This window comes from Hydrogenophaga electricum (assembly GCF_030160815.1).
GTDB lineage: Bacteria > Pseudomonadota > Gammaproteobacteria > Burkholderiales > Burkholderiaceae_C > Hydrogenophaga > Hydrogenophaga electricum.
Genome location: NZ_BSPB01000024.1, coordinates 1 through 14,021, shown reverse-complemented (window position 1 = coordinate 14,021; position 14,021 = coordinate 1). Strand labels below are relative to the sequence as shown.

The following is a 14,021-nucleotide window of genomic DNA, read 5'->3' as shown; positions in this document are numbered from 1 at the left end:
TCCTGGTCCTTACTTCTTCTTGGTTTCCTTGATCACGACCTTCTCATCCGCGTAGCGGATGCCCTTGCCCTTGTAGGGCTCGGGTGGGCGCACGGCGCGCACTTCGGAAGCGATCTGGCCCACGCGCTGACGATCAGCGCCCTTGATGACGACTTCGGTCGGCGTCGGGGTTTCCACCTTGATGCCAGCAGGCATCTCGATCTCCACCGGGTGCGAGTAACCGACGTTCAGGTTGAGCTTGCTGCCTTGAGCCTGGGCCTTGTAGCCCACACCAATCAGGGTCAGCTTCTTTTCGAAGCCCTTGCTCACGCCCGTGACCATGTTGTTCACCAGCTGACGCAGGGTGCCCGACATGGCGTTGGCTTCACGCGATTCGTCCACCGGCGTGAAGGCCAGCGTACCCGACTTGTTTTCCACCTTGACCAGGGCGTTTTGCGCCTGCGACAGGGCACCCAGGGCACCCTTGACGCTGATCAGGCTGTCATTGACGGCCACTTCCACCCCAGCAGGGATGGTGACCGGCAGCTTACCAATACGCGACATTTCAGTTTCTCCTCAATGCCCGCATCAGGCGACGTAACACAGCACTTCGCCGCCGACACCGGTGGCGCGCGCCTTGCGGTCGGTCATCACACCCTTCGGCGTGGTGACGATGGCCACACCCAGCCCGTTCTGGACCTGGGGCAGGGCGTTGCGGCCGCGATAGATACGCAGACCCGGCTTGCTCACGCGCTCGATGCTTTCGATCACCGGACGGCCGGCGTAGTACTTCAGCGCGATTTCGAGCTGACTCTTGCCGCCTTCGGTCTTGATCTGGAAACCATCGATATAGCCTTCGTCCTTGAGGACCTGGGCAATCGCGGCTTTGAGTTTCGACGCCGGCATCGACACGGTGGTCTTCTCGACCATCTGCGCGTTGCGGATGCGGGTCAACATGTCAGCGATAGGATCACTCATGCTCATTTGGGGTTCTCCTAGGGCTTACCAGCTGGCCTTGGTCACGCCGGGGATTTCGCCGGCGAAAGCCATTTCACGCACCTTGGCGCGAGCCAGGCCGAAGTAGGCAAAGGTGCCGCGCGGACGACCGGTGATCTCGCAGCGGTTGCGCTGGCGGGTCGGGTTCGCGTTGCGGGGCAGCTTTTGCAGCGCCAGACGGGCAGCGTCGCGCTCTTCGTCGGAACGCTTGGCGTCGTTGGCAGTCGCCTTCAGATCGGCGTATTTCTGGGCGAACTTGGCGGCGAGCTTTTCGCGCTTGAGTTCACGTTGGAGCAATGCTTGTTTAGCCACGCGCCACCTCAGTTCTTGAACGGAAAACGGAAGCCCGCCAGGAGCGCCTTGCACTCTTCGTCGGTCTTGGCGGTCGTCGTGATGCTGATGTTCAGACCACGCAGGGCATCCACCTTGTCGTATTCGATTTCGGGGAAGATGATCTGCTCTTTGACGCCCACGTTGTAGTTGCCACGACCGTCAAACGACTTGCCGGAGATACCCCGGAAGTCACGCACGCGGGGCAGGGCCACCGTGACGAAGCGATCCAGGAATTCGTACATGCGGGCGCCACGCAGGGTCACCATGCAGCCGATGGCCTGTTGCTCACGGATCTTGAAACCAGCGATGGCCTTGCGGGCTTTCGTCACCACGGGCTTTTGGCCGGCGATCTTGGTCAGATCACCCACAGCGTGGTCCATCACCTTCTTGTCGGCCACGGCCTCGCTCACGCCCATGTTCAGCGTAATCTTGGTGATGCGCGGCACTTCCATGGCCGACTTGTAACCGAACTTCTCGATCAGGCTGGGCGCGACCTTGTCGCGATAGATGTCTTGAAAGCGTGCCATGGTCATGCCACCTTGATTTCTTCGCCGCTGGACTTGAAGACGCGCACTTTCTTGCCGTCAGCCAGGACCTTGACGCCCACGCGGTCAGCCTTGCCGGAGGCCGCATTGAAGATGGCCACGTTGGATTGGTGGATCGACATCGTCTTCTCCACGATCCCACCGGTCACACCCTTCATGGGGTTCGGCTTGGCGTGCTTCTTGACGATGTTGACACCTTCCACCACGACGCGGTCGTCGCTGGCGCGCTCAAGCACCTTGCCACGCTTGCCCTTGTCGCGACCGGCGATGACGATGACCTCGTCGCCTTTACGAATCTTGTTCATGGATGAATCCTCAGAGAACCTCAGGGGCCAGGGACACGATCTTCATGAACTTCTCGGTACGCAGCTCGCGCGTGACCGGGCCGAAGATGCGGGTGCCGATGGGCTCCAGCTTGGCGTTGAGCAACACGGCGGCATTGCCGTCGAACTTGATCAGGGCGCCGTCCGGACGACGGAGACCCTTGGCGGTGCGCACCACCACGGCGTTGTAGACCTCGCCTTTTTTGACGCGGCCGCGCGGCGCTGCTTCTTTGATGCTGACCTTGATGACATCGCCCACGCTGGCATAACGGCGCTTGGAACCACCCAGCACCTTGATGCACATCACGGACTTGGCACCCGTGTTGTCAGCAACATCGAGTCGAGATTGCGTTTGGATCATTTGATTTAAGTCCCAACTTGAATCCTCGCAGCCACCACGGCCGTGAGCGATCAGTCTTGGGCCCGTCGTCGGAAGACCATCTCAAAGCCGCCTGCTGGCTGCCGAAATGACCACCCTTCGGTGGGCAGAAACCTCGCCTTTTGAGGGCGAAGCTCATGATTGTGGCACACCACCCTTTGGCTGTCAACACTCTTTTTGTGCCATGGATTGAAACACCCCGAAACCCACCCAGCACAGATCAGGCCAGGCGCTTGGCGCCCCTCTATATAGGGGTAATCCCACGCACCAGAGCCCCGCCGCCGATCTGCGAAGATGCAGGCTTTCCGTTCGGCCCTCGAAACATGACCTCCCCTACCTCCCGTTTCCCCCTGATCACGTTTGTCGGCGGCGGCAATATGGCCAGTGCCATCCTGGGCGGCCTGGTCCGCCAGGGGCATCCCGTCGACCGGATGCAGGTCATCGAACCCTGGGACGAGCAGCGCGCACGCTTGGCCCAACAGTTCCCCGGCCTCACCCTCCTCGCCGCAGCAGGTCCCGAGTTGGCCACGCCCGACCTGGTGATCTGGGCCATCAAACCGCAAACCTTCCGCGAAGCCGCTGCGGCAGCCGCCGACTTCCTCGGCCATCCCCTGCACCTGAGCGTGGCCGCCGGCATCACCAGCGACTCCATCGCCCGCTGGCTGGGCAGCGAACGCATCGTGCGCGCCATGCCCAACACCCCCGCCCTGGTCGGTCTGGGCATGACGGGACTGGTGGCACGCACCGCCGTCACGCCCGAGGACCGCACGCTCGCCGAAAGCGTCATCCGCACCACCGGCGAACTGGTCTGGGTGTCCACCGAAGCCGATCTCGACGCCGTCACCGCCCTGTCGGGATCGGGGCCAGCCTATGTTTTCTATTTCCTCGAAGCCATGCGGGATGCCGGCACGCGCATGGGACTGCCTCCTGAAGTGGCCTACCAATTGGCCGTGGGCACCTTTGTTGGCGCCGCCACGCTGGCCCAACGCTCCGGCGAGCCGCCACAGGTGCTGCGGGAACGGGTGACCTCCAAGGGCGGTACCACGCACGCGGCCATCACCAGCATGGACGCCGCGGACATCAAAGGGCTGTTCGAGACCGCGTTGAAAGCCGCACAGACCCGCGCCGCCGAGTTGGGACAGGCCTTCGGCGCCTGAACCTCAGCGCCACGCCAACCCGGCCACCACACCGCCAAACGCGGTGAAACCCAGCCAGTGGTTGATCCGGAAAGCCTGGAAGCAGCCTTCCCGGGTCCGGTCGCGGATCAGGCGGTGGTGCCAGACCACCTGGGCCAGCGCCAAGGCCATGGTGGACAGCCACACGCCCGGGTGCACCCGGCTCCACACAGCCAGCGTCCAGATGGCCAGAAACACCAGGTAGCAGCCGGTCACGGCCGCCACGTCGAAGCGCCCCAGAGTGATGGCCGAGGTCTTCATGCCGATCTTGAGGTCATCGTCCCGATCGACCATCGCGTATTCGGTGTCGTAGGCCACCACCCAGAAAAGATTGCCCAGCAGCAGCACCCAGGCCCACACCGGCACGCTGGCTTGCACGCCCCGCCAGATTCCGGCAGGCGTCAGTTCCAGGCTGCCGCCCGGCGAGACCAGCAGCTCCAGCGCGGGGCCGGCCTGCACCGCAGCAAACGCCATGGGGATCCCGAAACTGAACGCCACCCCCAGAACCGCCTGCGGCATGGAGACCGCCCGCTTGGCAAAGGGGTAGAGCAACGTCAGAAAAAGGCCAATGAACGACCAAGCGATGGTTGCGAAGTTGGTGGTCAGCACCAGAAGGAAGGCCACGACGGCCAGCCCCGCCCCCAGCCCCAGCGCTTCGGCCGTGCCGATGCGCCCGCTCGTGACGGGGCGCTGCGCGGTGCGCTTGACATGGCGGTCGAAGTCGCGGTCGGCCACGTCGTTGATGCAGCAGCCGGCGCTGCGCATGAGGATGGTGCCCAGCGTGAACACCGCCACCAGGTGCCAGCCGGGAAACCCGTCCGCCGCCAGCCACAGCGCCGCCAGCGTGGGCCAGAGCAACAACAGCCAGCCGGCGGGCCGGTTCCAGCGGATCAGATCGAGGTAGAGAGAGAGGCGCGAAGGCGCAGGCGTGACAACGGACATAGATACATAGCACCTGGGACATGCCCTCCACCCTGGCAAGGAAACTGGCGGGCCGGCTTCGCCCCCCTTGAGGGGGTGACGCGCCGCAGCCGCGGCGCGGGGGTGGGGCTCATTCCGCGCGGGGGTGGGGCTTCACTCTTCCAGCAGCGAGCGTAGCATCCAGGCGGTCTGCTCGTGCACCGTCAGCCGCTGGGTCAGCAGATCGGCTGTGGGCTCGTCGCTGGCCTTGTCGACCACCGGAAACAGCTCGCGCGCGGTGCGCGCGACCGCCTCGTGTCCCTGCACGAGGATGCGCACCATCTCCAGCGCCTTGGGCGGCGTGGCCGGCGCGTCGGGGACCGAGCTCAGCTTGCCGAACTGGGCGTAGCTGCCCGGGGCCGCGTGGCCCAGCGAGCGGATGCGCTCGGCGATCGGGTCGACGGCATTCCAGAGTTCGGTGTACTGGTCCATGAACATCGTGTGCAACGAATTGAACATGGGCCCGGTCACGTTCCAGTGGAAGTTGTGCGTGGTCAGGTACAGCGTGTAGGTATCGGCCAGCAGCTTGGACAAGCCTTTGGCGATGGCGGCACGGTCTTTGTCACCAATGCCGATCTGGATGGACGGGGCCGATGGTTTGCTTTTGGCCATGGAAGACATCTCCTGAAGGTTGAGGACACACGAAAAGGATAAGCCGCCCTCACGACAGGCGTTTGACCCCGGGCAACTGGCAGGCATAAATGGCGTTGCGCAGTTCGGCAATCGCCTCGTAGCGGGTGAAGCTGCGCCGCCAGGCGAGCACCACGCGCCGCGTGGGCGGGTCGCCTTCGAAGGGCAGGTAGTGCACAAACGCCGCGTCGCCCATGTCCTGGGTGGCGTCGGCGTTGCCTTCCAGCGCGGAGCGCGGCACCGACAGCCGGGGCACCAGCGTCACACCCATGCCGGCGGCCACCATGTGCTTGATGGTTTCCAGCGACGAGCCCTCGAAGCTCTTGCGGATGCCCTCGGTGTCGTTGGAAAAGCGGGCGAACTCCGGGCAGACTTCCAGCACGTGATCACGGAAGCAGTGCCCGGTACCGAGCAGCAGCATGGTCTCGTTCTTGATCACTTCGGTGGTGATGGTCTTGCGCTGGGCCAGCGGGTGGTTGGCCGGCACCGCCGCCATGAACGGTTCGTCGTACAGCGGCGCGATGGCGAGATTGGTGTCCGGGAACGGTTCGGCCAGGATGGCGCAATCGATCTCGCCCAGGCGCAACTGCTCCAGCAGCTTGCTGGTGAAGTTTTCCTGCAGCATCAGCGGCATCTGCGGGGTGCGCTCGATGACCTGGCGCACCAGGTTGGGCAGGAGGTAGGGGCCGATGGTGTAGATGACCCCCAGCTTGAGCGGGCCGGCCAGCGGGTCCTTGCCGCGCTTGGCAATCTCCTTGATGGCCGCCGCCTGCTCCAGCACCGTCTGCGCCTGGCGCACGATCTCTTCGCCCAGCGGCGTGACGGCGATTTCGCTGGCGTTGCGCTCGAAGATCTTGAGCTCCAGCTCCTCTTCCAGCTTCTTGATCGCCACGGAAAGCGTGGGCTGCGACACGAAACAGGCCTCGGCCGCCTTGCCAAAGTGCCTCTCGCGCGCCACGGCCACGATGTACTTGAGTTCGGTGAGCGTCATGGGCGTATTTTGCGCGCTCTCGCCAGCGCACTGTTGCGGGCGCGCTTTACATTAAGTCACATTAAGATTCCGCCCGTCGCCCACCGGGTGGCACATCCATCAACGATCAGGAGGAATCGACAACATGAACAAGAAAACGCTGGCCGTCTGGCTGGCCACAGCCATGCTCGCCGCTTGCGGTGGTAGCGGAGACAACAACGACAACGGCACCTCGGCCGCCGGAGAACCGGCCGACAAGTACGTCGGCACCTGGGACGCCCCGTGCTACAGCGAAGACGGCCTGTCCGCCAACGCCACCATCGTGCTGACCAAGGGCGGTGCCCACAGCGTCTCGGGCACCTCGACGCTGCGGGTGTTCAACAACACCAGTTGCTCGGGCAATCCCGTCGCCAGCCAGGACTTCCCGGCCAACATCACCATCGACGGCACCACCCAGGCTTCGGGCAAGACGGCCGACAAGGTCACCGAGACCTCGCTCGGCGAAAGTGGCAAGGAGCTGCTCTACGTCGACGGCAACCGCCTGTTTGCCTCGCAGGAAGGCAGTGCGCTGGACGGCCAGGGCTACCCGACCCAACTGGACCTGGCCACGGTGCAGGGCATTCGCCGCTGAACGGACCGTTCAGGCCTTGAGGTACTCGGCCCGCGTGCCCAGCCAGCGGGCGACGTGCTTCTCGGCCTGAGCGGGATGCTGGTCCAGCATCGACTGGGCCGCCTCCCGGGCCCAGGCCAGCAAATGGCCGTCGGTGGCCAGATCGGCAAAGCGCAGCAGCGGCGCGCCTGACTGCCGGGCCCCCAGAAATTCCCCCGGCCCCCGGATCTCCAGATCGCGCCGGGCAATCTCGAAGCCATCGCTGGTTTCGGCCATCGCCCGCAGGCGTTCGCGTGCCGTCTCCCCCAGCCGCCCCCCTTCGTTGGGCGTGTACATCAGCACGCAGGCCGACGCGGCAGCCCCCCGGCCCACCCGCCCCCGCAACTGGTGCAATTGCGACAGCCCGAAGCGTTCGGCGTGTTCGATCACCATCAGCGACGCATTGGGCACGTCGACCCCCACCTCGATCACCGTGGTCGAGACGAGCACGCCCATGTGGCCGCCGCTGAACAGGCTCATCACCGCCTTCTTTTCGGCCACCGGCATGCGCGAATGCAGCAGGCCAACGAGCACAGGAGCATCCCCCTGAGCCGCTGAAGCGACGTCCCCCCGCTCTGTCTCGCCTTCGACACTGGGAGAAGGAACAAGCCCTTGGGTCGGCAGCGCCGGGCCCTCGGAAGCCTTGGACAGCGACACGTCTGGCCGGAAAGGCCCGTGGGCGCGGTTGAGCGCGGCGCTGAGTTCCGCGTGCGTGGCCGTCGCATTGGACAGGTCGATCACCTCGCTCTCTTCGATCAGCGGACAGACCCAGTAGACCTGCCGCCCCTCGGCCACCTGCACGCGGATGCGCTCGATCACCTCCTGCCGGCGGCTGTCGGACAGCACGCGGGTCACGATGGGCGTGCGCCCGGGCGGCAGTTCGTCGATGGTCGACACATCGAGGTCGGCGTAATAGCTCATGGCCAGCGTGCGGGGAATGGGGGTCGCACTCATCATCAGCAGATGCGGCTCCGAAGCCGTTGCCCCATGCGCCCCGGGAGCGATGCCCTCGCCCATCTTGCTCCGCAGCGCTAGCCGCTGCGCCACACCGAAGCGGTGTTGCTCGTCGATGATGGCCAGCGCGAGCTGCTTGAACTGCACCTGGTCCTGGATCACCGCGTGCGTGCCCACCACCAGGGCGGCCTCGCCGCTGGCGATGAGGGCCAGCATCTCGGCGCGCTGCTTCTTCTTCTGGCTGCCGGTGAGCCAGGCCACGCGCTTGCCCAGCGGTGCCAGCAGCGGTTCCAGCCAGCCGATGAGCTTGGCGAAATGCTGTTCGGCCAGGATCTCGGTGGGCGCCATCAGCGCGCACTGCCAGCCGGCGCCGATGGCCAAGGTGGCGGCCATGGCCGCCACCACGGTCTTGCCCGAGCCCACGTCGCCCTGCAGCAGGCGGTGCATGGGCACCGGGCGGGCCAGGTCGGCGGCGATCTCGGTGCAGACGCGGCGCTGCGCCGCCGTCAGCGCAAACGGCAGCGCCGCCAGCAACTGCTCCGGCAGGCCCCCCGGCGACACCGCCAGGGCCGGCGCGCGCAAGGCGTCGCGCTCGCGTTTGGCCGTCAGCTGCGACAGCTGCTGGGCCAGCAGTTCTTCGGCTTTGAGGCGCTGCCAGGCCGGGTGGCTGCGGTCTTCCAGCGCGGCCAGCGACACGTCCGGGCCAGGGTGGTGCAGGAATTGCAGGGCCTCGCGCAGCGTCATCAGCGGGCCGCGCAGCCCCGGCAAGGTCTGGCGCAGGTGCTGCAGCAGTGCGGCCGGCACGGTTTCGTCCAGCGCCGCCCGCTGGAGCCCGCTGACCACCGCCTTGCGCAGGTAGGCCTGGGGCAACTGGGCGCTGGTGGGGTAGACCGGGGTGAGGGCCGTCGCCAGCTCGCTTCCCGCAGCCTTGACCGTGGGGTGCATGATGCTGCGCCCCAGAAAGCCCCCGCGCAGTTCGCCCCGCACGCGCACCCGCGCGCCCACCGCCAAGACCTTCTGGTGCGAAGGGTAGAAGGTGAAAAAGCGCAGGGTGCAGGTGTCGGTGCCGTCGTCGAGCGTGACCAGCAACTGGCGGCGCGGCCGGTAGCTGATTTCCTGCTGGGTCACGGTGCCTTCGATCTGCACCACCTCGCCGTCGCGCGCTGCCGCCAGCGTGGTCAGCCGGGTCTCGTCCTCGTAGCGCAGGGGCAGGTGCAGGGCCAGGTCGATGTCGCGCACCAGACCGAGTTTGCGCAGGGCTTTCTGCGGCGCGGAGAGCGTCGGCGCGCCCGCTGCAGCGGGCTTTGGGGAGGTTTCGGCGGGGGCGGGCGTCTCCGGCATGGCGGCATTGTGAACCATCGATTTAACCCCGCTCACCGGGGCACGGCGCTTGCTAAAGCCCCGGCATGAGCCCGCCCCTGCACACCGACACGTTTCTGCCGTACATGCGCGACGTCGTGCGCTGCGAACAGTCGCTGCACGAGCTGGGCGTGATGTGGCGCATGATCGAAGCGTCGGCCAAGATGAACTGCCCGCAGGAGGCGCGCAACATCCTGCCGATCATGAGCGCCACCCAGGCCGGCTTCAACCGGCTCGAACGCGAGCTGGTGGGCAGCCTGGTCGGCGAAAAGGTCGGCAACGTGCTGGCCGCGATCGGGACCAAGGCCCGCTACGTGATCGACATCGTGGTGCGCAACCTGTACGAACGCACCGCCGACGTGGGCTTTCTGGCTACCGACCGCGAGCTGTGCGCCTTCGTCGCGGGCGAGCGCGAAGACATCGATGCCATCCGCTCGCGCCTGCTGGCCTACCGCAGCAAGTACACGGTCTACAACGAAATCCTGCTGGTCGACACCGAGGGCAACGTGCTGGTGCAGATCGACCCCGATTCGCCGGTCGAGGGCAGCACCGACCCGCTGATCGCCGAGACGCTCAAGACCGACGGTTTCGTCGAAACCTTCCGCGCCACCGACCTGCGGCCAGGCAAGTCGCAGGCGCTGATCTATTCGCGCCGCATGCACCACCCCGAGACGGGCGCCGTGGTGGGCCTGCTGTGCCTGTGTTTCGACTTCGAGCGCGAGATGGCCGGCATCTTCCGCTCGCACCGCGACCGCGAAGGCCGCATGAACATGCTGCTGCTGGACGCCCGGCAGCGCGTGATCGCCAGCGCCGACGACCGCTGGGTCGCGGTGGGCACGACCGTGCCGGTCAACCCCGAAGGCCGGCCCCAGGTGTTCATCCACGAGGGCCGCGAATACCTGGTCCACACCTGCTCGGCGGAAAACTACCAGGGCTACCCGGGGCCCGCCGGCTGGCAGGGCCAGGTGATGATTCCGCTGCAGCTGGCGTTTTCGGCCGCATCGCGCCAGACGCTGGCCGCGCTGGAGCCGGCCACCGCCGCCGGCCTGCTGTCGCACGCGCGGCGCTTCAGCCCGCCGCTGTACGAGGTGATGAGCGCCACCGAAACCATCCAGCGCGTGGTCTGGAACGGGCAGGTCATCACCTCCGAAGGCCGTGGCGGTCAGCAGCAGCTCAAGGCCATCCTCGAACAGATCAGCGAAACCGGCGCGCGCAGCAACGAGGTTTTCTCGCGCTCGATCAGCGATCTGTACGAGACCGTGCTCGAATCGCGCCTGGACAACGCCGAGTCGGTCGCGCAGTTGCTGGTGGATCTGCTCGACCGCAACCTCTATGAACGCGCCAACGACTGCCGCTGGTGGGCGCTGACGCCGGAGATCCGCGCCGCGCTGGCCAGCCCCCAGCCCGACGCCAGCGCGATCACCCGCATCCTCGACTACATCAACGAGCTTTACACCGTCTACAGCACGCTCTATGTGTACGACGCGCAGGGCCAGGTGCTGGCCGCCTCGCGCGGCGCGCTCATGGGCAGCGACGCCCAGAGCCAGCCGCTGGTCGTCGACCCGGCCACGATGCAGCGCGTCAAGGCCCTGCGCGACGACCAGTCCTACGCCGTCACCGCCTTCGGGCCCTGCCTGCTTGGCGGCGAAGCCCCCACTTACACCTACCACGCCGCCATCCACCACCCGAGCGACGAAGGTCGCGTGGTGGGCGGCATCGGCATCGTGTTCGAGGCCGAGCGCGAGTTCGAGGCCATGCTCAAGGGCTGCCTGTCGCAGGCGCTGCACACCTCGGCCTATTTCGTCAACCGGCAGGGCCGCGTCATGTCGACCACCGATCCGGGCAAGCCTGTCGGCACCCCACTGCCCTTGCCGCCGGGCGTGACCGACCTGCCACGTGGCCGCAGCGCGGCGCGCGTGCTCGAACACGAGGGCCACTACGTGGTGATGGGCGCCGCCGTCTGCCAGGGCTACCGCGAATTCAAGACCACCGACGGCTACGTCGACGACGTGCTGGCCATCGTCTGCATTCCGCTGGGCGAGGTGCAGGAGCGGGCACTGATCGCGCGCGGCAGCTACAAGGCGGGCACCGACGTGGCCTCCGGTGCGGGCACGCTGCGCATGTACGCCACCGTCTGGTGCGGCCAGCACATCCTGGCCATGCCGGCCACCCAGGTCGCCGAATCGGTGCCGGCCACGCTGCTGACCGGCCGCACCATGGCCGACCCGTCCGGGCGCATCGGCATGCTGGTGCCGCAGGCGGGCATCGCCATCGAGCGCGTGGCCTGGGTCTACGACCTCGGTCAACTCGTCAACGGCCGCCCCACGCGCCTCGAAGACGCCAGCGAGATCGTGGTCGTGCGCCAGGGTCCGCGCACCGTCGGCCTGCTGGTTGACGCGCTGCACGCGGTGCCTGAGTACGCCGACGAGCAAATCGTGCCCTCGCCTTTTGCCCCACAAGGGGCCGGCAAGCTGGTCACGCACTTCGTCAAACCGGAGGGCGACCAGCCCCTGATCCAGTTGCTGGACATCGAAAAGCTGTTCGAGAAACTCATCGCCCCGGCCCTGCCACAATAGCGGCCCCTGCGTTTTGGAACGGGCCCCGTCCGGCCCTCAAACCCCATGAGCCTGCCCAGCCCCGGCGACGATCGCTACACCGTCGCCGATTTCGACTTCGATCTCCCCCCCGAACTCATCGCCCAGCACCCGGCGACCGAACGCAGCGCCTCGCGCCTGCTCGACGGTACCGGCGCGGCGGCGGTCGACCGCATCTTCCGCGACCTGCCCGGCCTGCTGCAGCCGGGCGATCTGCTGGTCTTCAACGACACCCAGGTTGTCAAGGCGCGCATCTTTGGCGAGAAGGCCAGCGGCGGCAAGCTGGAGCTGCTGATCGAGCGCGTGCTGCTGCCGCACGAGGCCAGCGATGGCTCGCCGAACGAAGTGGTGGGGCATCTGCGGGTGAGCAAGAAACCCCTGCCCGGCGGCCGCCTGCACCTGGCCGGTGGCCTGCGCCAGGGCGGGTTCGACGCCGTTTTCCTGGGCCGCTGGCCCGACGCCCAGGGCCAGCTCTTCCGCCTGCGGCTGGAAGGCCCGGCCGGCGAAGACCCGTACACGCTGATGGAGCGCCACGGCCACGTGCCCCTGCCGCCCTACATCACCCACGCCGACAGCGCCGACGACGCGCGGCGCTACCAGACGGTGTTCGCGCGCGTGCCCGGTGCGGTGGCCGCGCCCACCGCGGCGCTGCATTTCGACGACGGCGTGCTGGCCGCGCTGGATGCGCGCGGCGTGCGGCGTGCCAACGTGACCCTGCATGTGGGCGCGGGCACCTTCGCACCCATGAAGACGGAACGCATCAGCGATCACGTCATGCACCATGAGCGGTACGTCATACCCCCCGAAACGGTGCAAGCCATCGCCGACTGCCGGGCCCGGGGCGGCCAGGTGGTGGCCATTGGCACCACCACGGTGCGCACCCTGGAAAGCTGGGCGCGCAACGGCGAGACCCAGGGCGACACCAACATCTTCATCACGCCGGGCTTCGACTTCCGGGTGGTGGACCAGCTGGTCACCAATTTCCACCTGCCCAAAAGCACGCTGATGATGCTGGTCAGCGCCTTCGCCGGATACGAACCCGTGATGGCGCTCTACCGCCACGCGGTGGCGCAGCGCTACCGCTTCTTCAGCTACGGCGACGCGATGCTGCTGGCGCGCCGCCAGGGCTGACGCCACGCGTCAGCGCCGGCGTTTCGAGCGCTCGGCCAGAATGAACGGATTCCTGGCCGCCGCGCGCTGTGCAAAGCTGGCCTTGCGGCGCATCAGCCAGCGCACGTGCTGCACCAGCCGCCGGCGCAGCGCGCGCTGTTCCGCCAGGACCGCATCCACCTCCGCGATGCGCTCTTCCATGAAGGCCTTCATGTCGTCGAACGACAGCGTGCCCGCGCGGTAGCGGGGCAGCATCTGGGCCACGCGCTCCAGCGAGAAGCCCAGGTCGCGGCTCATGGCGATGAAGATGGCCTCGCGCACCGCACCGCTCGCAAACTCGCGGTGCCCCGAAGGCGAGCGCGCGGCGGGCAACATACCCAGCGCTTCATAACGCCGCAGCCGGTGCACCGAAACACCGGACAGGCGGGCCAGTTCGGAAATCTTCATGGCCCAGAGCCTAACGCCCTTCGCACTGTGCGAGCTTTCGTAGCCTCGGTGTTCCCTTGGATTACCGGAGACACCGATGACCCCGATCGAGACCATTCGCAATGCCATTCTGGCCATGCCGATCGCGCACACCCTGCAACTGCGCTTCGTCGCGTTCGAGCCAGGCCATGTGGAGATCGAGATGCCGATCACCCCCGCGCTCTGCTTTCGCGAAGGCCAGTTGCAGGCCACCGCCCTGTTCGCCATTGCCGACTTCGCGGCCGTCGGCGCCGCGGCCTCGCTCCTGCCCGAAGGCGCGAGCAACGCCACCATCGACGGCACACTCAAGCTGTTTGCGCCGGCCCGCGGCAGCCACCTGCGGGCGATCGGGCGCGTGGTGAATGCGGGCCGGCAGCTCAGCGTGTGCGCGGCCGAGGTGCACGCCGTCCACGACGGCCACCCGACCCACTGTGCCACGCTACTGGCCACGGCCCGCAACCTGCTGGGCGCGGCACCGTCGGCACTGCCCAAGGAGCACTAAGTGTTGAGTTGCAATAGGTTGTTCCCGGAGAGCCGGGATGCTGGAGGCTTGTAGCCCAGTGCCGAGTGAGGCCTGCGGGCGTTGTAGTAGGCCAGGAA

Annotated in this window: 17 protein-coding genes; 5 read left to right on the top strand and 12 right to left on the bottom strand. The window is 66.7% G+C overall.

Translation table 11 applies throughout. From position 1 onward, the window contains the following. Positions 1–9: 9 nt before the first annotated feature. The 6 genes from rplF to rplN are packed head-to-tail and all read right to left on the bottom strand — an operon-like array spanning position 10 to position 2,537. The gene (gene rplF, locus QQK43_RS14240; protein ID WP_234264449.1) at positions 10–543 is read right to left on the bottom strand and encodes a 50S ribosomal protein L6; all 534 of its coding nucleotides are present in this window, start codon (positions 541–543) and stop codon (positions 10–12) included. A 24-nt stretch (positions 544–567) separates the two neighbouring features. Next, a complete protein-coding gene (gene rpsH / locus QQK43_RS14235) occupies positions 568–963 on the bottom strand; it encodes a 30S ribosomal protein S8 (protein WP_234264448.1) in 396 nt (131 codons plus the stop codon). A gap of 18 nt (positions 964–981) precedes the next feature. Beyond that, positions 982–1,287, bottom strand: a complete 306-nt coding sequence (gene rpsN / locus QQK43_RS14230; RefSeq protein WP_234264447.1) for a 30S ribosomal protein S14 — start codon at positions 1,285–1,287, stop codon at positions 982–984. Between the two features lie 8 nt (positions 1,288–1,295). Next, positions 1,296–1,835: a 50S ribosomal protein L5 gene (gene rplE / locus QQK43_RS14225; RefSeq protein ID WP_284308290.1), complete on the bottom strand. Its 540-nt coding sequence runs from the start codon at positions 1,833–1,835 to the stop codon at positions 1,296–1,298. Between the two features lie 2 nt (positions 1,836–1,837). Further along, positions 1,838–2,158 (bottom strand): 50S ribosomal protein L24, encoded by a 321-nt coding sequence (gene rplX / locus QQK43_RS14220; RefSeq protein ID WP_284308289.1) that lies wholly within the window; start codon positions 2,156–2,158, stop codon positions 1,838–1,840. A gap of 10 nt (positions 2,159–2,168) precedes the next feature. Next, the gene (rplN, locus tag QQK43_RS14215) at positions 2,169–2,537 is read right to left on the bottom strand and encodes a 50S ribosomal protein L14 (RefSeq protein WP_234264444.1); all 369 of its coding nucleotides are present in this window, start codon (positions 2,535–2,537) and stop codon (positions 2,169–2,171) included. Positions 2,538–2,878: 341 nt separating this feature from the next. Here rplN and proC point away from each other — a divergent pair, with 341 nt between their 5' ends. Continuing rightward, complete coding sequence (gene proC, locus QQK43_RS14210) at positions 2,879–3,712, top strand: pyrroline-5-carboxylate reductase (RefSeq protein ID WP_284308288.1); 834 nt, start codon at positions 2,879–2,881, stop codon at positions 3,710–3,712. Positions 3,713–3,715: 3 nt separating this feature from the next. On the opposite strand, the gene QQK43_RS14205 is transcribed toward proC, so the two are convergent. The 3 genes from QQK43_RS14205 to QQK43_RS14195 all read right to left on the bottom strand — a co-directional run bounded on the left by QQK43_RS14205 (position 3,716) and on the right by QQK43_RS14195 (position 6,311). Then, positions 3,716–4,672: a 4-hydroxybenzoate octaprenyltransferase gene (locus QQK43_RS14205; protein ID WP_284308287.1), complete on the bottom strand. Its 957-nt coding sequence runs from the start codon at positions 4,670–4,672 to the stop codon at positions 3,716–3,718. A gap of 132 nt (positions 4,673–4,804) precedes the next feature. Then, positions 4,805–5,302: a Dps family protein gene (locus QQK43_RS14200; protein ID WP_234264441.1), complete on the bottom strand. Its 498-nt coding sequence runs from the start codon at positions 5,300–5,302 to the stop codon at positions 4,805–4,807. A gap of 49 nt (positions 5,303–5,351) precedes the next feature. Next, positions 5,352–6,311 (bottom strand): hydrogen peroxide-inducible genes activator, encoded by a 960-nt coding sequence (locus tag QQK43_RS14195; protein ID WP_234264440.1) that lies wholly within the window; start codon positions 6,309–6,311, stop codon positions 5,352–5,354. A 124-nt stretch (positions 6,312–6,435) separates the two neighbouring features. Between QQK43_RS14195 and QQK43_RS14190 the strand changes: the two genes are divergently transcribed. Continuing rightward, entirely contained in the window at positions 6,436–6,921 is a 486-nt protein-coding gene (locus QQK43_RS14190) for a hypothetical protein (RefSeq protein WP_234264439.1), read from the top strand. Positions 6,922–6,930: 9 nt separating this feature from the next. Here QQK43_RS14190 and QQK43_RS14185 read toward each other — a convergent pair whose 3' ends face one another. Then, positions 6,931–9,234 carry an ATP-dependent DNA helicase RecG gene (locus QQK43_RS14185; RefSeq protein WP_284308286.1) on the bottom strand — a complete coding sequence of 768 codons (2,304 nt, stop codon included), beginning with the start codon at positions 9,232–9,234 and terminating at the stop codon, positions 6,931–6,933. Between the two features lie 65 nt (positions 9,235–9,299). Here QQK43_RS14185 and QQK43_RS14180 point away from each other — a divergent pair, with 65 nt between their 5' ends. Further along, positions 9,300–11,828 carry a chemotaxis protein CheW gene (locus QQK43_RS14180; RefSeq protein WP_284308285.1) on the top strand — a complete coding sequence of 843 codons (2,529 nt, stop codon included), beginning with the start codon at positions 9,300–9,302 and terminating at the stop codon, positions 11,826–11,828. Between the two features lie 45 nt (positions 11,829–11,873). Next, positions 11,874–12,977 (top strand): tRNA preQ1(34) S-adenosylmethionine ribosyltransferase-isomerase QueA, encoded by a 1,104-nt coding sequence (queA, locus tag QQK43_RS14175; protein ID WP_234264436.1) that lies wholly within the window; start codon positions 11,874–11,876, stop codon positions 12,975–12,977. Positions 12,978–12,986: 9 nt separating this feature from the next. Here the strand turns inward: queA and QQK43_RS14170 are convergent, their stop codons facing one another. Then, positions 12,987–13,403 carry a MerR family DNA-binding transcriptional regulator gene (locus tag QQK43_RS14170; RefSeq protein WP_234264435.1) on the bottom strand — a complete coding sequence of 139 codons (417 nt, stop codon included), beginning with the start codon at positions 13,401–13,403 and terminating at the stop codon, positions 12,987–12,989. A gap of 76 nt (positions 13,404–13,479) precedes the next feature. Between QQK43_RS14170 and QQK43_RS14165 the strand changes: the two genes are divergently transcribed. Further along, positions 13,480–13,923, top strand: coding sequence for a PaaI family thioesterase (locus tag QQK43_RS14165; RefSeq protein ID WP_234264434.1), 444 nt, complete (start codon positions 13,480–13,482; stop codon positions 13,921–13,923). Here the strand turns inward: QQK43_RS14165 and QQK43_RS14160 are convergent. Continuing rightward, a partial coding sequence (locus tag QQK43_RS14160; RefSeq protein ID WP_284308314.1) for an integrase core domain-containing protein occupies positions 13,920–14,021 on the bottom strand: 102 nt, incomplete at its 5' end. The genes QQK43_RS14165 and QQK43_RS14160 overlap by 4 nt on opposite strands.

Excerpts from the sequence above, each read along its gene's own strand:
- rplF (WP_234264449.1), bottom strand. The coding sequence starts at position 543 with ATGTCGCGTATTGGTAAGCTGCCGGTCACCATCCCTGCTGGGGTGGAA.
- rpsH (WP_234264448.1), bottom strand. The coding sequence starts at position 963 with ATGAGCATGAGTGATCCTATCGCTGACATGTTGACCCGCATCCGCAAC.
- rplE (WP_284308290.1), bottom strand. The coding sequence starts at position 1,835 with ATGGCACGCTTTCAAGACATCTATCGCGACAAGGTCGCGCCCAGCCTG.
- rplX (WP_284308289.1), bottom strand. The coding sequence starts at position 2,158 with ATGAACAAGATTCGTAAAGGCGACGAGGTCATCGTCATCGCCGGTCGC.
- rplN (WP_234264444.1), bottom strand. The coding sequence starts at position 2,537 with ATGATCCAAACGCAATCTCGACTCGATGTTGCTGACAACACGGGTGCC.
- proC (WP_284308288.1), top strand. The coding sequence starts at position 2,879 with ATGACCTCCCCTACCTCCCGTTTCCCCCTGATCACGTTTGTCGGCGGC.
- QQK43_RS14205 (WP_284308287.1), bottom strand. The coding sequence starts at position 4,672 with ATGTCCGTTGTCACGCCTGCGCCTTCGCGCCTCTCTCTCTACCTCGAT.
- QQK43_RS14200 (WP_234264441.1), bottom strand. The coding sequence starts at position 5,302 with ATGGCCAAAAGCAAACCATCGGCCCCGTCCATCCAGATCGGCATTGGT.
- QQK43_RS14195 (WP_234264440.1), bottom strand. The coding sequence starts at position 6,311 with ATGACGCTCACCGAACTCAAGTACATCGTGGCCGTGGCGCGCGAGAGG.
- QQK43_RS14190 (WP_234264439.1), top strand. The coding sequence starts at position 6,436 with ATGAACAAGAAAACGCTGGCCGTCTGGCTGGCCACAGCCATGCTCGCC.
- QQK43_RS14185 (WP_284308286.1), bottom strand. The coding sequence starts at position 9,234 with ATGCCGGAGACGCCCGCCCCCGCCGAAACCTCCCCAAAGCCCGCTGCA.
- QQK43_RS14180 (WP_284308285.1), top strand. The coding sequence starts at position 9,300 with ATGAGCCCGCCCCTGCACACCGACACGTTTCTGCCGTACATGCGCGAC.
- queA (WP_234264436.1), top strand. The coding sequence starts at position 11,874 with ATGAGCCTGCCCAGCCCCGGCGACGATCGCTACACCGTCGCCGATTTC.
- QQK43_RS14170 (WP_234264435.1), bottom strand. The coding sequence starts at position 13,403 with ATGAAGATTTCCGAACTGGCCCGCCTGTCCGGTGTTTCGGTGCACCGG.
- QQK43_RS14165 (WP_234264434.1), top strand. The coding sequence starts at position 13,480 with ATGACCCCGATCGAGACCATTCGCAATGCCATTCTGGCCATGCCGATC.